Here is a 19,995-nt window from a genome sequence, read left to right as displayed (position 1 = left end):
GCAGCACAGATGTATCCAGCGGGCCCGGCTGCGGCCCAAGCGTTCAGCCCCGGCCCGTGAACTCCGGCTTGCGCTTCTGCTGGAAGGCCGCGAAGCCCTCCTTGTAGTCGTCCGTGGCGCACAGGGCAGCCTGGGCCTTGTTCTCCGCTGCCATGGACTCCCACAACCCCACGCGGTTGTCCCGCACCTGGGCCACGAGCTCCTTGGACGCCAGGTAGGACTGTGTGGCACCGCGGGCCACCTTCGACACCCGCTGCATCGTGAACTCCATGAGCTCCTCCGCCGGCACGGCCCGGGAGAACAGCCCCGCCGCCACGGCCTCAGCGCCGGTCATCATCTCGGCGGTGTAGATCAGGTCCAGGGTACGGTGGGCGCCCAGCCGTTCGGTGAACAGGGCGTGCCCGCCCGAGTCCAGCGTGGCCCCCAGATTGGCGAACGGGGATCCGATGGTCGCGTCCTGCGCCACGTACACCACGTCCGTGGCGATCGCGAGCCCCAACCCCACGCCCAGGCACGCGCCCTGCACCGCGGCGAACGTGGGCGCGGGGAACCGGGACATCTGCTGCAACAACGGTTGCACTTTGCCGGTGAGGTAGCCGTCGGTGTCGTCACTCGCCGGGTCCACGGCGGAGATGTCCCGGCCCGCGCAGAACGCACGCCCCTCGCCACTCAGCACGAGCGCTCGCACGCCGGCCCGCTCGGCCTCGGTGTACGCGGCGGCGAGTTCGTCCAGCGCGGCCTCGTCCAGCGAGTTCAGCTTCTTGGGTGCGTCGAGCACCACGCGGGCGATCTCGTCCTCGATCGTCAGGTCGATCACGGGGTTCTCCTTGCGGTTCGGGGTTCCGGTGCGCCCCGCGGGGCGAGCGGGCAGGTACGACGACGACGCCGCGCGGTCCCGGCGCGGCGTCGTCGTCGGAGTGCATGGGACTCAGGCGTCGAAGTCCACGCTCAACTGATCGGAGGTGGGGCGGGTCTGGCACGTGAGGACGTACCCGGCGTCCACCTCGTCCTTCTCGAGGGCGAAGTTCTCCTCCATCTCGAACTCCCCGCCGGTGACCTTGGCGCGGCACGTGCCGCACACACCGCCGGCGCACGCGAACGGGACGTCCGGGCGCACGCGCAGGGCGGCGTTGAGCACGGTCTCCTGCGCGGACTTGGGGGAATCCACCTGGGCGGAGGTGCCATCCAAGTTGAAGACGATCTTGTAGTTCTCGCCCTTGGGGTCCGCCTTGACCGCGCGACCCTGCTGGCCCTGCGGGGTGGTGGGCTTGCCCGTGGTGAACAGCTCGAAGCGCACGCGGGACTCGTCCACGCCGCGTTCCTTGAGCACGTCACGGCACAGCTGCACGAGCTCGAACGGCCCGCACAGGAACCATTCGTCCGCGGAATCCACCTGGATCACGTGGTTGAGCAGTTCCTCGAGCTTGTCGTGGTCGATCCGCCCGGACATCAGCGGGGAGATCCGCTGCTCGCGGGAGAGCACGTGGTGCACGGCCAGGCGGGCGGGGTACTTGTCCTTGAGGTCCCCGAGCTCCTCCGCGAACATCACGTCCATGGACGAACGGTTGGCGTAGATGACGTCCATCGCGGCGGTGTCGGAGGCGCGCAGCAGCGCGCGGGCGATCGCCATGATGGGCGTGATCCCGGAACCGGCGGCGAACGCCACGAGGTGCACGTTGCGCTTCTTGGCCACCTCGCGCTCGGCGAGCTTCTCGGGGTCGTTCATGGAGGTGATGTTGACCTTGGACGTGAACGCGCCCTGCGGGTTCATCACGTCCAGGGTGTCCCCGGCCGCGAGCTGTTCGTTGGCCCACGTGGAGAACACGCCGCCCATGTCCTTCTTGATGGCCACCCGGATCTCACCGGGGGTGGGATCCGCGCAGATCGAGTAGGAGCGGCGCACCTCGTGACCGTTGATCCGGGCCCGGATGGCCACGTACTGGCCCGGGAGGTAGTCGTAGTCCGCCACGAGGTCCTCGGGGACCTCGAACGTGACCTCCACGGCGTCGGAGGTCAGCTTGCGCACGTCCGACACCGTGAGCGTGTTGAACGTGGCGCGTCGCTTGCCGGGAGCGGCCGCGCTTTCTTCGGCGGCTTCCTCGACGGTGAGGGCATCCGTGGTTTCGCTCATGATCAGTGCACCTTGAAGTAGTCGAAGGGTTCCTTGCAGTCGTTGCAGACCCACAGGGACTTGCAGGACGTGGACCCGAAGCGGGTCATCTCCCGGGTGTTCAGGGAGTCGCAGCGCGGGCACTTCACGGCCAGGCTCAACCGCACCGGCCCGGAATTGTGACCGGCGGCGGTGCGCCCGGTGGGCGGTGCGATGCCGTACTCGTTGAGCTTGGCCATGCCCTCGGGGGACATCCAGTCCGTGGTCCAGGCCGGTCGCAACACCTGTACGACCCGCACGTTCGGGTACCCCGCGGCGGTGACCACGGCCTCGAGGTCAGCGGCCATGGTGTCCATGGCGGGGCAACCGGAGTACGTGGGGGTGATGACCACCACGGTCTCGTCCTGCCCGGCCACGGCGTCCCGGAGCACACCCAGGTCCGCTAGCGTGAGCACGGGGATCTCGGGGTCGCACACCGTGGCGGCCACGTCCCACAGGGCGGCGTCGTCCGGATCGCTCGGGCGCCGGGACGGACCCAGCGGCACCTCGCGGGGAGCCACGCCACCCGTGGGCGGCAACGAACGGGGCGGTACGCGGGAGAACACGGTGCTCACCACGTGGCGCCGGGATGCTGGCGGGCGAGCCACTGCATCTCGGCGAGGATGTACCCGCGGTACTCGGAGTAGGAGCCGTCCCGGGGTTCGGCGGACAACCGCGCCTGGGTCACGTTCGGGACCTCGAGCTCGGCCTCGGCCAGCAGCGCGGTCACGCGGTCCATGGTCTTCTCGCGCAGCGTGGACGGGCGCACGGCGATGCCCTCGAGCTCGTCGTGCAGGGGTTCGTCCGCGAACAGCTCGTCCAGGTAGGGCCACACGTAGTACAGCCCCTCCTGGATCCGCCGCTTGGACTCCTCCGTGCCGAGCCCCAGGCGCAGGATCCACTGGGCCGCGTGGTCCTGGTGGTACTCCACTTCCTTGAGCGCCTTGTCCGCGATGGCCGCGAGCGTCTGGTCCGCGGAGGACTGCAGCGCCGTGTAGAGCTCGAACTGGTAGAAGGAGAACAGCAGCTGCCGGGCGATGGTCTGCCCGAAGTCCCCGTTCTCCTGCTCCACGAGGCGCACGGAGCGGAACTCCTCCTCGTTCCGGAAGTAGGCCAGCTCGTCCTCGGTCTTGCCCCACGCGGAACCCGCGTAGGTCAGCAGGAACCGCGCGTGCCCGATCAGGTCCAGCGCGATGTTGCCGAGCGCGATGTCCTCCTCGAGCTCGGGTGCCCGCGAGATCCACCAGCCGAGCCGCTGGGACAGCATGAGGGCGTCGTCGCCCAGGCGCAGCGCGTACCGGGCGACCGCCTCGGACGCCTTGCCGCCGGTCTCGGCGATCTCCTCGGCGGTGATCGCGTCCCCCGCGGACTGCTTGGTCGCGGAGTCGTGGGAAGCGAACGCGCTCACAGGTGCTTCACCCCTTCGCTCTTGGTGTAGTACGTGGCGTGGCGGTAGCTCTTGCCCTGCGCGGACTCGAAGTACCCGCCCTTGGAATCGGGGTCCGACGCCGTGATGGCGTCCGCGGGCACCACCCACACGCTCGTGCCCTCGTTGCGCCGGGTGTACAGGTCACGCGCGTTACGCACGGCCATGGTGGCGTCCGGGGCGTGCAGGGATCCGGCGTGCACGTGGGACAGCCCGCGCGACGAGCGCACGAAGACCTCCCACAGGGGCCAGTTGCCGTTCTGGTTCTCGCTCATGCTCACGCTCCGATCAGTTCTGCGGAGCCGCGGCCCGCCATGACGGTGGTCTGGTCCTGCGCGTCCTCGGACGACGCCGCTGCTTCGCGCGCCTGGCGCTCGGCGTAGGCCTGCGCGGCCTCACGCACCCACGCACCGTTCGCGTGGGCCTCACGACGGCGCTTCATGCGCTGGACGTTGCACGGCCCGGAGCCCTTGATCACGGACATGAACTCGTTCCAGTCCAGCTCGCCGTAGTCGTAGTGGCCGCGCTCCTCGTTCCACTTCAGGTCCGGGTCCGGCAGGGTCAGACCCAGGGCCTCGGCCTGCGGGACGATCATGTCCACGAAGCGCTGGCGCAGCTCGTCGTTGGAGAAGCGCTTGATGTTCCACTCCATGGACTGCTGCGAGTTGGGGGAATCGGCGTCCGGGGGACCGAACATCTGCAGCGCGGGGCCGTAAAAGCGGTTGACGGCGTCCTGCGCCATCTTCTTCTGCGCCTCGGTGCCGTGGGACAGTTCATAGAGGATCTCCCAGCCCTGACGTTGGTGGAAGGACTCCTCCTTGCAGATGCGCACCATCGCGCGGCCGTACGGGCCGTAGGACGCACGGCACAGGGGCACCTGGTTGCAGATGGCCGCGCCGTCCACGAGCCAGCCGATCGCGCCCATGTCCGCCCACGTGCGCGCGGGGTAGTTGAAGATCGAGGAGTACTTGGCCTTGCCGCTCAGCAACTGCTCGTTGAGCACGGAGCGCGGGGTGCCCAGGGTCTCCGCGGCGGAGTAGAGGTAGAGCCCGTGGCCGGCCTCGTCCTGGACCTTGGCCATCAGCACGGCCTTGCGCTTGAGGCTCGGGGCGCGGGTGATCCAGTTTGCCTCCGGCTGCATGCCGATGATCTCGGAGTGGGCGTGCTGGGACACCTGACGCGTGAGGCTCTTGCGGTACGCCTCGGGCATCCAGTCGCGGGGCTCCACGCGGGAGTCCTCGCTGATGAGGTGGTCGAAGTGCTGCTGCTCGGCGGTCGTGGCCGCCTGGTCCGCAGTGGTGGTCTGCTCAGTCATGGTGTTTCCTCGGTTCACGGGTGAGATGGGAGCGGAGGATGAACTCTGTACGCTGCCGACAATAATAACTGACCGCTCGTTCAGGATATAGCCCCCCGGTGTGGTCGTCAACACACTCTGGCGGCTGTTCTGCGCTCGCGGGAGGGCTTACGGGGCTCGCGTCATGCACTGATTTTTGTTGACACGGGTCACATTTCTGCGATTACATACTGACCGATCGTTCGAATAATCTGAGGAGCGCCCGTGCCACATCATCCTGTTCTCACGGGGGACCGTGCATCCGAATGGCTCGGGATCACGGTGGAACGAGCCGACCCCGGGCACAGCGTCATCACCATGCCCGTGCGCGAGGAGATGCTCAACGGTTTCGGCATCGTCCACGGCGGGATGATTTTCGCCCTGGCCGATTCCTGCTTCGCGATGACGTGCAACGACCCCGCGTCGGACGGTTCCACCATCACCGTGGCGCAGGGTGTGGACATCAACTTCCTCAGTTCCGGGCACGCGGGCCAGACCCTCGTGGCCGAAGGCCGCCTGATCGCCACCACCGGGCGCAGCGGGTTGTGCGACATCACCGTCTCCACCGAGGACGGTTCCGTGATCGCCCAGTTCCGCGGCCGCAGCCGCACCGTGCCGAATCGTCAGAAAGCGTGAACCCATGACCTCCTGCTCCGTCCCCAATCCGTATCAGCCGGTCCCCTCGAGCGATCCCTCCCAGCCGGATCCCGAGGAGACCATGAGCCGGGACCAGATCGAGGCGCTGCAGACCGAGCGGCTGAACTGGACCCTGCACTACGCGTACGAGAACGTGCCCGCGTACAAGGAACTGTTCGACGAGCACGGTGTGCACCCGGACGAGTTCAAGGAGCTCGAGGACCTCGCCAAGTTCCCGTACACGGACAAGGAATTCCTGCGCAAGGCGTACCCGTTCAAGTCCTTCGCCACGCCCATGTCCGAGATCCGGCGCATCCACGCGTCGTCGGGCACCACGGGACAACCCACCGTGGTGGCGTACACCGAGGACGACCTGCAGACGTGGGGGACCCTCGTGGCCCGGTGCTTCCGTCTCTCCGGCGTGAAGCCGGGGGACAAGGTGCACAACGCCTACGGTTACGGCCTGTTCACCGGCGGCCTGGGTGCGCACTACGGCGCCGAGCGGTTGGGGTGCGCGGTGATCCCGATGTCCGGCGGGCAGACCGAGAAGCAGGTCCAGCTGATCCGCGACTTCGAGCCGCAGGCCATCCTCTCCACGCCCACCTACCTGCTCACGATCGCGGACGGGTTCCGCAAGCTCGGCATGGATCCCCGCGAGACCAGCCTCGAGCACGCGGTGCTCGGTGCGGAGCCGTGGACCGAGGAGATGCGCCACGAGATCGAGAAGACCTTCGACATCACCGCGTGCGACATCTACGGGCTCTCCGAGGTCATGGGCCCCGGCGTGGCCGGCGAGTCCTACGAGTCCAAGGACGGTTCCCACATCTGGGAGGACCACTTCCGCCCGGAGATCATCGACCCGTTCGACGACACCGTGCTGCCCACCGGTCGCCCCGGCGAACTCGTGTTCACCGCCTTGACCAAGCAGGCGCTGCCCATCATCCGCTACCGCACCCACGACCTCACGCGTCTGCTCCCCGGCACCGCACGTCCGGGTCACCGGCGCATGGGCCGGATCACGGGGCGCTCGGACGACATGATCATCCTGCGCGGCGTGAACCTCTTCCCCTCCCAGATCGAGGAACTCGCGCTGCAGATCCCCACCCTCTCCCCGCACTTCACGCTCGAGATCACCCGGCCCAACCGCATGGACCAGATGACCATCCACATCGAGCGCCGCGAGGAGGCCACCCTGGAACAGGCCCAGGAGGGTGGCAAGAAGCTGTTGCACGACATCAAGACGAAGATCGGTTCGAGCGCCACGATCGACATCGCCGAGCCCGGCACCCTGGCACGTTCCTCGGGCAAGCTGCGCCGCGTCTACGACCACCGCGACAAGTAGGCCTCTCCGCGGCGACGCCTGCGGGCGGCGTCGCGGAGTCCCACTGTGGGGCAGGGCGGCGGCGCCGCATCGTCGTCCTTCAACCGGGGCCGCGCGGTGCCCGGACCTCCGTCAACGTCCGGCGGGGCGCCGTCGGCCCGGGTCCCTGGTCCCGGCGACGTCGCCCGATTCCCGCCCGACGCCGCCCGTCACCTTCCCGGCGGTGAGAAAGCGACGACCGGGTAACCTGAGGTATTCCGTCCCCGCCAGAAGGTCGAGGCCACGTCCATGCCCACCGAGCTCAACTCCTCCGCCGACGTCGCTGTGGCGCCTCGGCGCGGCCGTCCCGGCTACGACCGCGAGACCCTGCTGTCCGTGTGCGTGGACGTGTTCAACCGGCACGGCTACGACGCCACGTCCATGGGGACGCTGTCCAAGCACCTGGGGATCTCCAAGTCCGCGATCTATCACCATGTGGAGTCCAAGGAGGCGATCCTCGAGCAGGCGCTGGACCGTGCCCTCGATGCGTTGGAGGCCGTGTTCGAGCGGGTCCTGGCGGGGGACAGCGGGCCGGTGAACAAGCTCGAGCAGATCCTGGACGGTTCGGTGCACGTGCTCGTGGACCAGATGCCCTACGTGACCCTGCTCCTGCGGTTGCGGGGCAACTCGGAGGTGGAGCTCGCGGCGCTGCAGCGTCGTCGTACACTGACACGCACCGTGGAGGAACTCGTGCGGCAGGCGCAGGAGGAGGGCGAGCTGCGCACGGACATCTCCGGCAAGTCGGCGCCGCGTCTGATGCTGGGCATGGTCAACTCGATCGTGGACTGGTACCAGCCGGAGCGTTCCGGGACGGTGGGCCAGCTCGCGGACACGGTCGTGAAGATGGTGTTCTCGGGCCTGCGGGCGTAGCTCCCCGGCCGCTCAACTCCCCGCGGGCGGGGCCCGTCATTGCTGCTGGGGCAGTGGCCACCTGCCGCCGCCGCGCACATCCTGCCTCGGGGCACTGCCCGCGATACGCATCACCTGCCGCGGCACTCTGCTAACCACCACCGCGTACATCCTGCGCATCCCGGTCATGCTCGCGCCACTCGGCACATTCCAGTCACTCTCGCGCCACCCGCCATTTCTTGGTCACTCTCGCGCCATTGGCCATATTCGAGGCGCTTCCACGCCACCTGACCCCCTCTTGAGTGGCCTGGGATTGACTGGGATCTGCTCAGTGGCCTGGGGGCGCCCCAAATCTTGTGGCGGGGCGTACGGACGCGGGGAGTTGAGTCGCCGACAGTCAGGCGACCGTCGTCGATCGTTCCCCGGGGCCCGGCTATGTGGGTCGACGCCGCCCCAGGCCTGCGCCGATTCCCGGAGCGGGGCGTGTGTCACTCGGGTGTGGTCAGGCGTTTCAGGACCCAGACGATGGGGAGGTCTGATTTGGGGCGCCGCACTATGGTTCGAGCATGGATTTCTCCCGGTCCCGAGACATCGACCCGGCCACACTGATCCGCCTGTACGACGCCGTCGGGTGGAGTTCGTACACGCGCAACCCCGCGGACTTCGGACCCATGATCCGGAACGCGTGGTTGGTGATTTCGGCCTGGGAGGCAGGCGAGCTGGTGGGTCTGGTGCGCGTCGTGGGGGACGGCGTCACCGTGGCCTACATCCAGGACCTCGTGGTGGCCCCCGAACGACAGCGGGAGGGCATCGGTCGGTCACTGCTCGACATGGTGTTGGAAGAGACAGCGCACATTCGCCAGACGTATATCACCACGGACGACGCCGCCTGGAACCAGCACGTCGTGGAACTGTACCGCTCCCTGGGCTTCCGCCCCACCCCGGAACTCGGGGGCACGACGCTCGCGATCTGGCGCTGAGCTAACGCCGTGCGCCCGCCACCCAATGAGGGCGGAGGCCACAGGCGCGAATTTCCACCACGGCAATATTCCGGGCACGCCCGCGCCATGGAACATATTCGGGGCACTCTCAGGCCACCCACGACATTTGAGGCGCGCCCAGGCCACCTGAAGTCTCCATCAGTGGTCTGGGAGTGCCTGAGATCTGCTTGGTGGCCTGGGCGTGACTGAGATCTGCTCAGTGGCTCAGGAGTGCCTCAAATGTTGCAGGCGGGATTTGGGATGACCGAGAGGCACGAACAATCGGCGTGTGTCCGACGCCGCCCCCGGTTCAGTCGGCGGTCGCGCCTTCGGGGGTGGGCCACTGCTTGGCCACCAGGGTCAGGACGTCGTAGGTGGCCACGATCTCGTCCTTCTGGTTGGTCAGGCGCGCATCCCATGCGACCTCGCCGTACTCGTCCGTGACGCGCGGGGTGATCTTCTTGGCGGTCAGGGTGACCCGGATGGCGTCGTCGTACGTGACGGGGGTGATGAACCGCAGGTTCTCCAGCCCGTAGTTGGCGAGCACGGGCCCGGGAGCGGGCTCCACGAACAGCCCCGCGGCCCACGACACCAGCAGATAACCGTGGGCCACCCGCCGGGGGAAGAACGGGTTGGCCATGGCGGCTTCCTCGTCCGTGTGGGCGTAGAACGTGTCCCCGGTCTTCTCCGCGAACTCCAGGATGTCCTCGAGTGAGACCGTGCGCAGGTCCGAGACGAACTGATCGCCGATCCGCAGGGTCTGCAACGACTTCCGGAAGGGGTGCTCCCCGGTGCCGTTCTCCACGTCCTCGCGGGTCACGGTGTTGGCGGTCGCACCCCAGTGCCACTGGCCGGTGATCCCGGTCAGCAGGTCCGGGGAGCCCTGGACGGCGGTGCGCTGCATGTAGTGCTTGACCGCGCGCACGCCACCGAGTTCCTCCCCGCCACCGGCGCGGCCGGGACCGCCGTGGACCAGGTGGGGAACGGGGGAGCCGTGGCCGGTGGAGGTCTTGGCGTCGTCGCGATCCAGGAAGAGCACGCGACCGTGGTACGCACCGATCCCGGAGGCGAACTGCGCCGCGAGCTCGGGGGAGTGGGTGCACACGGTCGCCACGAGCGAGCCGCCGCCCAGCGCGGCGATCTCCACGGCGTCTTCGACATCCCCCGAGTACCCCAGGACGGAGGTGACCGGGCCGAACGCCTCGAGCTCGTGGACGGCGGGGGTGCGGGCGTCGTCGAACGAGAGCACCGTGACGGGGAAGAAGGCGTCCTGCTCCGGGAGGGACGCGAGCTCCTCGGGACCGCCGAGCTCCACGATGGCGCCGGCGTCGATCAGGGCACGCACGGAACGCAGCACCTCGAAATGCTGGTCGTCGGATGCGAGCGGGCCCACCGTGGTGGCAGAATCGCGCGGGTTGCCGACGACGGCGCGCTGCGCCACCCGCTCCCGCACGGCCGCGATCACGGCGGGCTTGAGTGCCTGCGGCACGATGACCCGGCGGATCGCGGTGCACTTCTGACCTGCCTTGGCGGTGATTTCCAGGACCACGGACTTCACGAACGCCTCGAACTCGGGGGAGTCCTCGGTGACGTCCGGGGCCATGATCGCGGCGTTGAGCGAGTCGGTCTCCGCCGTGAAACGCACGCCCTTCTCCTGCACGTTGGTGTGTGCGCGCAGCGACTGGGCGGTGGCGGCCGAACCGGTGAAGGCCACGTGGTCGCGGGCGTCCAGGTGGTCCAGCAGATCGCGCGCTGAGCCGGAGATCAGCTGCAGGGAACCCTCCGGCAGCAGCCCCGAGTCCAGCATGAGCCGCACGCACGCCTCCGTCACGTACCCGGTGGGGGTCGCGGGCTTCACGATGGTGGGCACGCCCGCGATGAACGCCGGGGCGAACTTCTCGAGCATGCCCCACACGGGGAAGTTGAACGCATTGATCTGCACGGCCACCCCGGGCACGCGGGTGTAGACGTGCTCACCCAGGAACGAACCGTCCCGCGAGAGCTGCTCCACCGCGCCGTCCACGATCACGTTGGCGTTGGGCAGTTCGCGCCGTCCCTTGGACGAGAACGTGAAGAGGGTCCCGATCCCGCCGTCGATGTCGATCAGGTGGTCCTTGGCCGTGGCGCCGGTCGCGTAGGAGATCTCGTACAGCTCCTCCTTGTGCTCGCCCAGGTACTGCGCGAGCTGCTTGAGGATCAGTGCGCGGTCGTGGATGCGCAGCTGCCCCAGTGCGGCCTGGCCCACGGTGCGTCCGTGGTCCACGGCGCCCGCGGTGTCGATCCCGTCCGTGCTCACCCGGGCCACGAGTTCCCCGGTGGTGGCGTCCCGCACGTCCGCGATCTTCTGCGGGTCCTCCGGCCGCCACCACTTCCCGACCACGAAGCTGGGCAGGATCTGCGGGTCCTGGGTCTTGGATGCCTGGGTCTGGGTGTTCACGCGGGGTCCTCCGGACTGTCGCGGCCATCAGCCGAACGATCGGTCAGTATTTGGTCCAGGATAACCTAGGTCACACAAGGGCACCATGGCCACCACGCACCGTCGTCGGCGTTCGACGCCGCTCTGCGCACCGCCCAGCGCGGCCCACCGGCACGGCGTGGGGCCTGATCACGGAGGAGTCAGCATGCACGAGGATCCCACCCGCGCGGACGTCCGCGCCGAGAACGCACGAACCGCGTCTCCCGCCGAGGAGTTCGGGGAGGCGTACGAGCCGTGGACCATCGAGTTGGGTGAACTGGACGAAAAGATGGGCGTGGTGGTGGAAGAGCAGTCCGCCGAGCGCGTGGTGGCCACCATGCCCGTGGAGGGCAACCGCCAGTCCCTGGGGTTGTTGCACGGCGGTGCGTCCGTGGCCCTGGGCGAGATGCTGGGTTCGTGGGCGGCCGTGATCCACGCGTCCTTGTTCGGCAAGGTCGCGGTGGGCGTGGACATCAACGCGACCCATCACTCCTCCGCCACGAGCGGCCGGGTGCGCGGCGTGGCCACGGCGATCCACCTGGGGCGCAGGGTCACGAACCACGAGGTGGTCATCACCCACATCGACACCGGCAAGCGCCTGTGCACCGTGCGGATCACCAATTACCTCAAGCCTGCGAAGCGCTCCTGAGTATTCGTCCGACGACGCCGCGGCGCCCGTCCCTCGGGAAGGGCACCGCGGCGTCGTCGTCCGCGGAGCCGCTCCGGCGCAGCGGAGGGCGCGCGGAACCGCTCCGGCACGGCGGGGCAGACGGCGCTGAACCGGCACCGCAGGGAGCACGGAACCGCCCCGGCACCGCGTGGCAACGGTGTCGGGGCGGTTCGTGGTCCGCGGGAGGGCTGAGGAGTCCCCTCTACCGCGCGGACGGGGTGGACGCGGAGACCGGATGCCCGGAGTTCTTTGGCCTCAGTGACCGTGCTCCGGCCTCCGCGGGTCTTCAGGGCGCCGAGTCCGAAACCGGGTTCAGAACTGGGCGCTCTCGGTGGAGCCCGTGAGGGCGATCGTGGAGGAATTGGGGTTGACCACCTGGGAGACCAGGTCGAAGTACCCGGTGCCCACCTCGCGCTGGTGCTTGGTGGCGGTGTAACCGCGCTCCTCGGCGGCGAACTCGCGCTCCTGCAGTTCCACGTACGAGGTCATCTGGTTGCGGGCGTAGCCGTGGGCCAGATCGAACATCGAGTAGTTGAGGGCGTGGAAACCGGCCAGGGTGATGAACTGGAAACGGTAGCCCATGGCGGAGAGTTCGCGCTGGAACTTGGCGATGGTCTCGTCGTCCAGGTGCTTCTTCCAGTTGAAGGACGGCGAGCAGTTGTACGCGAGCATCTGGTCCGGGAAGTCCTCGTGCACGGCGTCCGCGAACTGGCGGGCCAGCTCGAGATCCGGAGTGCCGGTCTCCATCCAGATCAGGTCCGAGTAGGGCGCGTACGCCTTGGCGCGGGCGATGCAGGGCTCCACACCGTTGCGGACCTTGTAGAAGCCCTCCGGTGTGCGCTCGCCGGTGATGAACTCGGCGTCCTGCTCGTCCACGTCCGAGGTGATCAGCGTGGCGGCCTCGGCGTCGGTGCGGGCGATGATCAGGGTGGGGACGTCTTCCACGTCCGCCGCGAGGCGGGCCGCGTTGAGCGTGCGCACGTGCTGCTGGGTGGGGATCAGGACCTTCCCGCCCAGGTGACCGCACTTCTTCTCGGAGGCCAACTGGTCCTCCCAGTGCACGCCGGCCGCACCCGCGTCGATCATGGACTTCATGAGCTCGAACGCGTTGAGCGGTCCGCCGAAGCCGGCCTCCGCGTCCGCCACGATCGGGGCCATCCAGTTCTCCACGGTGTGGACGTCCTCGGCGTGCTCGATCTGGTCCGCGCGCTTGAGTGCGTTGTTGATCCGGCGCACGACCTGCGGGACCGAGTTGGCGGGGTACAGCGACTGGTCCGGGTAGGTCTGGCCCGCGAGGTTCGCGTCACCGGCGACCTGCCAACCGGAGAGGTAGATCGCCTTGAGCCCGGCCTTGACCTGCTGGACGGCCTGGTTACCGGTCAGAGCGCCCAGAGCATTGATGTAATCTTCCGAGTTGAGCAGGTACCAGAGCCGTTCCGCACCGCGGCGGGCGTTGGTGTGCTCTTCTCGAAAGGAACCCTGCAGACGCAGGACCTCCTCGGGGGCGTAGTCACGGGTCACGCCGGCCCAGCGGGGGTTCTCCTCCCAGTCCCGGGCGAGTTCCTCGGCGCTGCGCAGGTTGGTGTCGTCGATGCTCATCACGGTCTCCTTCGATGGGGTCTGACGTGCGGTCCTCGTTGGAAGTTCCGCATTGGTAACTTGATGAGTTCTACTTTTGCCCGGTTCTGCGGTGCCGGAAAGGGGTTTTCCGAGTGAAGAATCCACTTTCTTCACGCCTACGGAAATTGTCCCTAAACTCGTGACATGACCTCCACCACAGGCCCCCGAAGGCGTCGGCGCACCGGCGACGTCGCTCCCCCTCGCTCCGACGCACCGCGGAGCGCTCACGGCTCGGAACCCGCGCGGGCTACGCGGTCGGGGGGTACGGAGCCCGCCCGGGCGACGACGCCGCGGCGCACGGACCCCGCGTCCGGCACCCGGGTGCCCGCGCGCTCGTCGTCCGATGTGCCACCCGAGGAGGCCGGGGACCCGACCGACCCGATCGTGCTGGGGCGGCGGATCCGCTACCGCCGCAAACGACTGCGGATCACGCTCGAGGAACTCGCGCGCACCGTGGGCATGGCGGCGTCGGCGCTGTCGCTGATCGAGAACGGCAAGCGCGAACCCAAGCTCAGCGCGCTGTCCGCGATCGCCGCGGCGCTGGACATGAGCGTGGAGCAACTGCTGGGGACCAAGGCGCCGTCGCGCCGCATGGAACTCGAGATCCAGGTGGAGCGCGTGCAGCGCGGACCCATGTATGCGTCCCTCGGGTTGCCCACGGTGCGGGTGGGGCCGGGCACGAGCACCGAGACCCTCGAGGCGCTCGCGGCCCTGCAGCAGCAACTTGCCCAACGGCTCGAGGAACAGGCGGCTACCCCGGAGGAGGCCCGGCGCGCTAACACCCAGTTGCGAGCGCGCATGCGGGGGATCGACAACTACTTCGAACGCATCGAGACCATGGCCGCGGAACTGCTCGCCGCGATCCGCCACACGGGCGGGCCGTTGTCCGAGCACCACATCTCCCGGCTCGTGGAGCATGTGGGATTCGAGATCCACCAGGTCCCGGACCTGCCGCATTCCACGCGCTCGGTCACGGACCTGCGCAATCGTCGGTTCTATTTACCGGCCACCGCCGGGGCGGGCTCGCCGTGGTCGGTGTTGCTGCAGGCCGTGGGGCATCACCTGCTCGAGCACCACCGCCCCGCGGATTACGGTGAGTTCCTGGAACAGCGCGTGGAGACCAATTACTTCGCGGCGGCCCTGATGATCCCCGAGGCCTCCGCGGTGGACCTGCTGGGCCGCGCCACGTCCCAGCGGGAGCTGTCCGTGGACGACCTGCGGGACGCGTTCGCGGTGTCCCACGAGACCGCGGCGCACCGGATGACCAACCTCATGACCCACCACTTCGGCATCCCCACGCACTTCGAGAAGGTGCACTCCTCCGGGATCATCCACAAGGCCTGGCAGAACGACGGGTTGCAGTTCCCCACCGACCACAGCGGCGCGGTGGAGGGGCAGAGGGCCTGCCGGTTCTTCTCCGCGCGGCAGGCGTTCTCGGGGACCAACCGGTTGCTGTCCCACTTCCAGTACACCGACACCCCGCACGGCACGTTCTGGTGCTCGGCCCGCGTGGAGGGGTCCGAGAACGGGGAGTTCTCCATCTCGTTCGGCGTGCCGTACGAGCACGTCAAGTGGTTCCGGGGCCGCGCCACCACGGTGCGCCACACCTCCACGTGCCCCGACCCCGCGTGCTGCCAACAGCCCGCCCCGGCGCTCGCCGAGCGGTGGGACGGTCAGTCGTGGCCCTCCGCGCGCCCCGCGTCCCACATGCTCGCGGCCATGCCCGCCGGCGCGTTCCCCGGGGTGGACGAGACGGAGGTCTACCGCTTCCTGCAGCGGCACGCCCCCGTTGCCCCCGCGGACGACCTCACGTAATCTCCATCACGTTCCCGCCGACGACGCCGCGCCACCCCGTCGCGCCCGGACCGTCCGTGTCCGAACGCCGCGTTCTCCGGGCTTTTCGGGCCCGGACGGTGCGCGCCCGGGCCCCGAGCGTCGTCGGCGATCCGTAGACACGAAAGGTGACCCATGAGCTTCGCGACCGCCGACCTGTACGACGAGCACGGCGAGGACCTGCAGTCCGTGACCACCCAGTTCATCTCGGTGGGTGGTGCCCACCGGTTCACGGGACCCATCCGCACGGTGCGCTGCTTCGAGTCCAACGTGGACGTCAAGAAGCTCGTGGCCACCCCCGGTGAGGGCGCGGTGCTCGTGGTGGACGGGCAGGGATCCATGAACCGCGCGCTGCTCGGGGACAACGTGGCCCGCACCGCCGTGGAGAACGGGTGGGCCGGGCTGATCATCAACGCCCCCGTGCGGGACCGCGTGGAACTGGGCACCCTGGACATCGGCATCAAGGCGCTCGGCACGAACCCCCGCAAGTCGGAGCCCAACGACTTCGGGGAGGTGGATGTGATCGTCAACTTCGGCGGCGTGACCTTCCGTCCGGGCAAGACCCTGTGGGCGGACGAGGACGGGGTCCTGGTGGAGCGCTGAGTCCGCTACCTCCGCTGGACGGATAGACGACGGCGACCCCCGCGGGTGCGGGGGTCGCCGTCGTCGTTCCGGTGGGGGCCGGGTGACGTGACTACTTCTGGGCCACGAACTCCTGGCCGTTCCAGGTCCAGTTCACCCGCTTGCCCGAGTCATTACCCTGCTCGTTCGTGACGTGCTGGATGACCGTGGGCTCACCCGTCGCGTCGATCACCAGATCGGCCCAGTTGAACGGGTGGTTGGCCTTACCCCGCTGGGCGGGCATGGTGTCGTGGGAGTCATACCCCTTGTCGGTGGGGGTCAGCACGGTCACGCCCTGGCCGTCCGTCAGGTAGACGTTGCCGTACTTATCCACGTTGGAGTTGGTGCGCAGATCCCACTCCTGATTTCCCAGAACGGGAGCGGGGCCGAAGGAGACCACCGTGGTGCCCTCCCTGGGCGGCACGTATCCCACGGCCTGACCGTTCTGGTACACGGCGTAGCTGGCCTGCTTGCCCGCGGGGGCGCTGCCGGGTTCCACGACGCGTTCGTAGCTCACGATCTCCATGGCGCCGAAGACGGGGTGGTGCACCGGGATCGCCGCGGTCTTGTCGCACGCTCCCGCGCAGGGGTCCGCGACGGCCGGCAGGGACGGCGCCGTAGCGGACGCGGCCGGGGTGCTGCCCGCACCCGCGGTGTTCGCGGCGGTGGCCGTGTCGGCGGGGCTGGGCTGGGCCACCGCGGTGGCGCCGTCGGTGGCCGCCGTGGAACCGTGCGCGGTCTGCTGCGCCGGGGCGCTCACGCTCTGCGACTCCTGGGGCGTGGTGGCCTCGGCCGCGTTCTGGCCGCTCTGGCCGCAGCCCACGAGCAGGGGGACCGCGAGAACCGCGGCGGTCAGGGTCTTGGTCCTGGTGCTCTTCATCTCAATTACCTCTACGAAGTTTCTCGATTACGAACACGCCCTACGATTCGTCAAGGCGTTTGCTTTCGCAACACGTCGTGACGGAATCGTGACCTCTTTCGTGCCGCGCAGGGGACCGGGCCGGTGGCCGGGGCGGCCCCGCGGCGTCGTCGAACCCCAGGTCAGAAGGGGTTCGACGCCCGGAACAGCCGACCCGCACCCGGCCCGCGACGAGTACGGCCGCGCACGCGCTCAGGAGTAGTCGTAGAACCCCTTGCCGGACTTGCGGCCCAGTTCGCCGCGCTCGACCATGTCCCGCATGAGCTGGGGCGGGGCGAAGCGGGGACCGAGCGTGGATTCGAGGTACTCCGCGATCCCCAGGCGCACGTCCAGGCCCACGATGTCCGTGAGGGCGAGCGGGCCCACGGGGTGCTTGTAGCCCAGGACCATGGCGTTGTCGATGTCCTCCGCGGACGCCACACCCTCCTCGACCATGCGGATGGCCTCGAGGCCCAGGGCCAGCCCGAGCCGGGAGGACGCGAAGCCGGGGGCGTCGTTCACGGTGACCGGCGTCTTGCCGATGCCCGCGACCCACTGCAGGGTCAGCTCTTTCATTTCTTGACCGGTCTTGCGCCCGATCACGATCTCCACGAGCTTGGAGGCGGGCACGGGGTTGAAGAAGTGCATGCCGCAGAACCGCTCGGGGCGCTGGAGCTCATCGGCGAGCCCGTCCACGGACAGCGAGGACGTGTTGGTGGCCAGCCACGCCGTCTCGGACAGGTTCTCCTCGACCCGCTGGAGGGAGGAGACCTTGAGGTCCCAGATCTCGGGAACGGCCTCGATCACGAGCTCGCAGTCCGCGAAGTCCGCGTAGTCCACGCTCACGGCGAAGTTCTGGGTCCAGGTGTCCAGGTTGCCGTCGATCTTCCCGCGCTCGAGGGACTTGGCGAGATCGGATTCCACCCGCTCCTTGGCGCTCTCCGCGGCCGGCCCGTCCACCTCCACCACGGTCACGCGCGCACCGGAGATCAGGAACGCGTGGGCGATCCCCGCGCCCATGCGCCCGCCTCCCAGGACTCCCACGCGGGAGGGGACGGCTGCGGTGGTGTTCTCGGTCATTTCTTGGGCTCCTTCTTGCGGTCCAGGAACGCTTGCATGCGGTCGAATTTGGCCTGCGACTCGAACAGGATGGCCTGCGCGAGTTCGTCCACGTGGGGGTGCGCCTCGCGCGGCATGGCGAACACGCGCTTGGACACGCGCACGGCCAAGGGGTCCTGCGCGGCGATGCGATCGGCCAGCGCGTCCGCCGCGGCCAGCAGCTCGTCCGGTTCGTGGATCTCGGTGATCAGGTGGGCCTCCAGGGCCTCCTGCGCGGAGAGGATCCGCCCGGCCAGCAGGATGTCCTTGGCGAGCGCCTCACCGGCCAGTTCCCGCAGCCGCCACAGGGCCCCCGCGGCGGCGATGATGCCCAGGCCGGTCTCGGGCTGGCCCACCTTGACCCGCGGCGTGCCGATCCGGAAATCCGCGGCCCACGCGAGTTCCGCGCCCCCGCCCAGCGCGTAGCCGTCCAGGGCCGCGATCACGGGCATGGGCAGCTTGGCGACCCGGTCGAACAGCTGAGAGTTCACGCCGCGCAGGGCGTCCTCACGACGCCGCTCGCGCAGTTGCGCGATGTCCGCACCGGACGCGAAGATCCCCTTCCCGTTCACGTGCGTGCCGCTCAGGATCATGATGCGGGGATCGTGTTCCAGGCGGGCGCACACGGCGTGCAGCTCGTCCACCATGACCTCGTCGATGGCGTTGCGCACCGCGGGGCGGTCCAGGGCCACGTGCATGCGGTTCGGGGTCTCGGTGATGCGCAGGGCCGTGAAGTGCGCGGCCCACTCGGGGGTGTCGTGCTGGGTCACGGCCGGATCACACCCGCTCCACGAGCAGTGCGGCACCCTGACCCACGCCGATGCACATGGTGGCCAGGCCCTTGGCGGTCTGCTCCCGCTCCATGCGGCCCAGCAGGGTGATGACGATGCGCGAACCCGAGGAACCCAGGGGATGACCCAGGGCGATGGCCCCGCCGTCCCGGTTGACGATCTCCGGGTCCAGGCCGAGCCGGCGGATCGACGCGAGCGACTGGGTCGCGAACGCCTCGTTGATCTCCACGGATCCCAGATCGCCCACGCTCCAACCGGCGCGCTCCAGGACCTTCTCGGACGCGGGCACCGGGCCCAGGCCCATGATCTCGGGGGCGAGACCGGCGGAGGCGCCGTCGACCACGCGGCCTCGGGCGTTGAGCCCGTACTTCGTCACGGCCCGCTCGCTGGCCACGATCACGGCGGAGGCACCGTCGTTGAGCGACGACGAGTTGCCTGCGGTGACCACGGAACCGCCCTTGACCACGGGGCGCAGCTTGGCGAGCACCTCGGGGGTGGATCCCTCGCGGGGGCCCTCGTCCGTGTCCACGACCGTGACCGCACCCTTGCGCCCGTGGACCTCCACGGGCACGATCTCGGAATCGAAATGACCGGCGCGGATCGCGGCCAGGGCCTTCTCGTGCGACCGGGCGGCGAAGACGTCCGCGTCCTCGCGGGAGATCCCGTCCACCCGGGCGACCTCCTCGGCCGTCTCGGGCATCGAGTAGGTGGCCTTGCCGTCCCGCGAGAGCGGGCCCTCCACGAACGCGGGGTTCACGAACCGCCACCCGATCGAGGTGTCGAAGACCTCCCCGGGCTTGGCGAACGCCGTGCGGGGCTTCTCCATGACCCAGGGCGCGCGGGACATGGACTCCACGCCACCGGCGACCACGATGTCCGCGGCCCCGGACTTGATCATCTGGGACGCGATCGTGATCGCGGACATCCCCGAGGCGCACAACCGGTTGACGGTGATGCCGGGGACCGTGTCCGGGTAACCGTTGAGCAGCCACGCCATCCGGGCGACGTTGCGGTTCTCCTCACCGGCGCCGTTGGCGTTGCCCAGGATCACCTCGTCGACGAGCGCGGAATCGATGCCGGCGTCCTCCACGACGGAACGGATGCACAGTGCGGCCATGTCGTCCGGGCGCACCGAGGACAGGGCACCGCCGTAACGACCCACGGGGGTTCGCGCCCCTCCGACGAGGAAGGCTTGCGGCATCGAGGACATGGCAACTCCTAAGTGGGGCAATAACTGACCGATCGTTCACTGCAAAGGTTCCCCGATCATGTGAGC

Annotated in this window: 19 protein-coding genes; 7 read left to right on the top strand and 12 right to left on the bottom strand. The window is 68.8% G+C overall.

Annotation, left to right across the window (positions count from 1 at the left end):
* Positions 1 to 43 precede the first annotated feature (43 nt).
* The 6 genes from AS25_RS02095 to paaA all read right to left on the bottom strand — a co-directional run bounded on the left by AS25_RS02095 (position 44) and on the right by paaA (position 4,890).
* The gene (locus AS25_RS02095; protein ID WP_035960852.1) at positions 44 to 817 is read right to left on the bottom strand and encodes an enoyl-CoA hydratase/isomerase family protein; all 774 of its coding nucleotides are present in this window, start codon (positions 815 to 817) and stop codon (positions 44 to 46) included.
* A 111-nt stretch (positions 818 to 928) separates the two neighbouring features.
* Entirely contained in the window at positions 929 to 2,131 is a 1,203-nt protein-coding gene (paaE, locus tag AS25_RS02090; RefSeq protein ID WP_035960851.1) for a 1,2-phenylacetyl-CoA epoxidase subunit PaaE, read from the bottom strand.
* Between the two features lie 2 nt (positions 2,132 to 2,133).
* Complete coding sequence (gene paaD / locus AS25_RS02085) at positions 2,134 to 2,655, bottom strand: 1,2-phenylacetyl-CoA epoxidase subunit PaaD (protein ID WP_035960979.1); 522 nt, start codon at positions 2,653 to 2,655, stop codon at positions 2,134 to 2,136.
* Positions 2,656 to 2,720: 65 nt separating this feature from the next.
* Positions 2,721 to 3,557: a 1,2-phenylacetyl-CoA epoxidase subunit PaaC gene (gene paaC, locus AS25_RS02080; protein WP_035960849.1), complete on the bottom strand. Its 837-nt coding sequence runs from the start codon at positions 3,555 to 3,557 to the stop codon at positions 2,721 to 2,723.
* Positions 3,554 to 3,850: a 1,2-phenylacetyl-CoA epoxidase subunit PaaB gene (gene paaB / locus AS25_RS02075; protein WP_012397288.1), complete on the bottom strand. Its 297-nt coding sequence runs from the start codon at positions 3,848 to 3,850 to the stop codon at positions 3,554 to 3,556. Before paaB ends, paaC begins: the two co-directional genes overlap by 4 nt.
* 2 nt (positions 3,851 to 3,852) lie before the next feature.
* Complete coding sequence (gene paaA / locus AS25_RS02070) at positions 3,853 to 4,890, bottom strand: 1,2-phenylacetyl-CoA epoxidase subunit PaaA (protein WP_035960847.1); 1,038 nt, start codon at positions 4,888 to 4,890, stop codon at positions 3,853 to 3,855.
* A 243-nt stretch (positions 4,891 to 5,133) separates the two neighbouring features.
* On the opposite strand from paaA, the gene AS25_RS02065 reads away from it, so the two are divergent.
* The 4 genes from AS25_RS02065 to AS25_RS02050 all read left to right on the top strand — a co-directional run bounded on the left by AS25_RS02065 (position 5,134) and on the right by AS25_RS02050 (position 8,733).
* On the top strand, positions 5,134 to 5,544 hold the full coding sequence (locus AS25_RS02065) for a PaaI family thioesterase (RefSeq protein ID WP_035960845.1): 411 nt from the start codon (positions 5,134 to 5,136) through the stop codon (positions 5,542 to 5,544).
* Positions 5,545 to 5,548: 4 nt separating this feature from the next.
* Entirely contained in the window at positions 5,549 to 6,886 is a 1,338-nt protein-coding gene (locus AS25_RS02060) for a phenylacetate--CoA ligase family protein (protein WP_035960844.1), read from the top strand.
* A gap of 267 nt (positions 6,887 to 7,153) precedes the next feature.
* Positions 7,154 to 7,774, top strand: coding sequence for a TetR/AcrR family transcriptional regulator (locus AS25_RS02055; protein WP_052160628.1), 621 nt, complete (start codon positions 7,154 to 7,156; stop codon positions 7,772 to 7,774).
* A 545-nt stretch (positions 7,775 to 8,319) separates the two neighbouring features.
* Positions 8,320 to 8,733, top strand: coding sequence for a GNAT family N-acetyltransferase (locus AS25_RS02050; RefSeq protein ID WP_035960842.1), 414 nt, complete (start codon positions 8,320 to 8,322; stop codon positions 8,731 to 8,733).
* Between the two features lie 310 nt (positions 8,734 to 9,043).
* Here the strand turns inward: AS25_RS02050 and paaZ are convergent, their stop codons facing one another.
* The gene (gene paaZ / locus AS25_RS02045) at positions 9,044 to 11,170 is read right to left on the bottom strand and encodes a phenylacetic acid degradation bifunctional protein PaaZ (protein WP_052160627.1); all 2,127 of its coding nucleotides are present in this window, start codon (positions 11,168 to 11,170) and stop codon (positions 9,044 to 9,046) included.
* 184 nt (positions 11,171 to 11,354) lie between these two features.
* Here paaZ and AS25_RS02040 point away from each other — a divergent pair, with 184 nt between their 5' ends.
* Complete coding sequence (locus AS25_RS02040; protein ID WP_052160626.1) at positions 11,355 to 11,837, top strand: hotdog fold thioesterase; 483 nt, start codon at positions 11,355 to 11,357, stop codon at positions 11,835 to 11,837.
* A 333-nt stretch (positions 11,838 to 12,170) separates the two neighbouring features.
* Here the strand turns inward: AS25_RS02040 and aceA are convergent, their stop codons facing one another.
* Positions 12,171 to 13,457, bottom strand: a complete 1,287-nt coding sequence (gene aceA, locus AS25_RS02035; RefSeq protein WP_035960841.1) for an isocitrate lyase — start codon at positions 13,455 to 13,457, stop codon at positions 12,171 to 12,173.
* Positions 13,458 to 13,823: 366 nt separating this feature from the next.
* Here aceA and AS25_RS02030 point away from each other — a divergent pair, with 366 nt between their 5' ends.
* Both AS25_RS02030 and rraA read left to right on the top strand, forming a co-directional pair.
* A complete protein-coding gene (locus tag AS25_RS02030) occupies positions 13,824 to 15,293 on the top strand; it encodes an XRE family transcriptional regulator (RefSeq protein WP_035960974.1) in 1,470 nt (489 codons plus the stop codon).
* Between the two features lie 153 nt (positions 15,294 to 15,446).
* Positions 15,447 to 15,914, top strand: coding sequence for a ribonuclease E activity regulator RraA (gene rraA / locus AS25_RS02025; protein ID WP_035960839.1), 468 nt, complete (start codon positions 15,447 to 15,449; stop codon positions 15,912 to 15,914).
* A gap of 91 nt (positions 15,915 to 16,005) precedes the next feature.
* On the opposite strand, the gene AS25_RS02020 is transcribed toward rraA, so the two are convergent.
* The 4 genes from AS25_RS02020 to AS25_RS02005 form a co-directional block, all read right to left on the bottom strand.
* The gene (locus AS25_RS02020; RefSeq protein ID WP_035960838.1) at positions 16,006 to 16,812 is read right to left on the bottom strand and encodes a hypothetical protein; all 807 of its coding nucleotides are present in this window, start codon (positions 16,810 to 16,812) and stop codon (positions 16,006 to 16,008) included.
* A gap of 231 nt (positions 16,813 to 17,043) precedes the next feature.
* Positions 17,044 to 17,910 carry a 3-hydroxyacyl-CoA dehydrogenase family protein gene (locus tag AS25_RS02015; RefSeq protein WP_035960837.1) on the bottom strand — a complete coding sequence of 289 codons (867 nt, stop codon included), beginning with the start codon at positions 17,908 to 17,910 and terminating at the stop codon, positions 17,044 to 17,046.
* Entirely contained in the window at positions 17,907 to 18,626 is a 720-nt protein-coding gene (locus AS25_RS02010) for an enoyl-CoA hydratase/isomerase family protein (protein WP_052160646.1), read from the bottom strand. Before AS25_RS02010 ends, AS25_RS02015 begins: the two co-directional genes overlap by 4 nt.
* Before the next feature lie 79 nt (positions 18,627 to 18,705).
* Entirely contained in the window at positions 18,706 to 19,929 is a 1,224-nt protein-coding gene (locus AS25_RS02005) for a thiolase family protein (RefSeq protein WP_035960835.1), read from the bottom strand.
* Positions 19,930 to 19,995 lie beyond the last annotated feature (66 nt).

The sequence above is a fragment of the Kocuria marina genome (assembly GCF_000786655.1).
GTDB classification, from domain to species: Bacteria; Actinomycetota; Actinomycetes; order Actinomycetales; family Micrococcaceae; genus Kocuria; species Kocuria marina_A.
Note: the sequence above shows the minus strand (reverse complement) of the source record. Positions and strands in the feature narration are given on the sequence as shown.

Bases quoted from the DNA above. Each gene is read 5' to 3' on its own strand.
- paaE (WP_035960851.1), bottom strand. From the start codon at position 2,131: ATGAGCGAAACCACGGATGCCCTCACCGTCGAGGAAGCCGCCGAAGAA.
- paaB (WP_012397288.1), bottom strand. From the start codon at position 3,850: ATGAGCGAGAACCAGAACGGCAACTGGCCCCTGTGGGAGGTCTTCGTG.
- paaA (WP_035960847.1), bottom strand. From the start codon at position 4,890: ATGACTGAGCAGACCACCACTGCGGACCAGGCGGCCACGACCGCCGAG.
- AS25_RS02060 (WP_035960844.1), top strand. From the start codon at position 5,549: ATGACCTCCTGCTCCGTCCCCAATCCGTATCAGCCGGTCCCCTCGAGC.
- AS25_RS02055 (WP_052160628.1), top strand. From the start codon at position 7,154: ATGCCCACCGAGCTCAACTCCTCCGCCGACGTCGCTGTGGCGCCTCGG.
- AS25_RS02050 (WP_035960842.1), top strand. From the start codon at position 8,320: ATGGATTTCTCCCGGTCCCGAGACATCGACCCGGCCACACTGATCCGC.
- AS25_RS02040 (WP_052160626.1), top strand. From the start codon at position 11,355: ATGCACGAGGATCCCACCCGCGCGGACGTCCGCGCCGAGAACGCACGA.
- aceA (WP_035960841.1), bottom strand. From the start codon at position 13,457: ATGAGCATCGACGACACCAACCTGCGCAGCGCCGAGGAACTCGCCCGG.
- rraA (WP_035960839.1), top strand. From the start codon at position 15,447: ATGAGCTTCGCGACCGCCGACCTGTACGACGAGCACGGCGAGGACCTG.
- AS25_RS02020 (WP_035960838.1), bottom strand. From the start codon at position 16,812: ATGAAGAGCACCAGGACCAAGACCCTGACCGCCGCGGTTCTCGCGGTC.
- AS25_RS02015 (WP_035960837.1), bottom strand. From the start codon at position 17,910: ATGACCGAGAACACCACCGCAGCCGTCCCCTCCCGCGTGGGAGTCCTG.
- AS25_RS02010 (WP_052160646.1), bottom strand. From the start codon at position 18,626: ATGCACGTGGCCCTGGACCGCCCCGCGGTGCGCAACGCCATCGACGAG.
- AS25_RS02005 (WP_035960835.1), bottom strand. From the start codon at position 19,929: ATGTCCTCGATGCCGCAAGCCTTCCTCGTCGGAGGGGCGCGAACCCCC.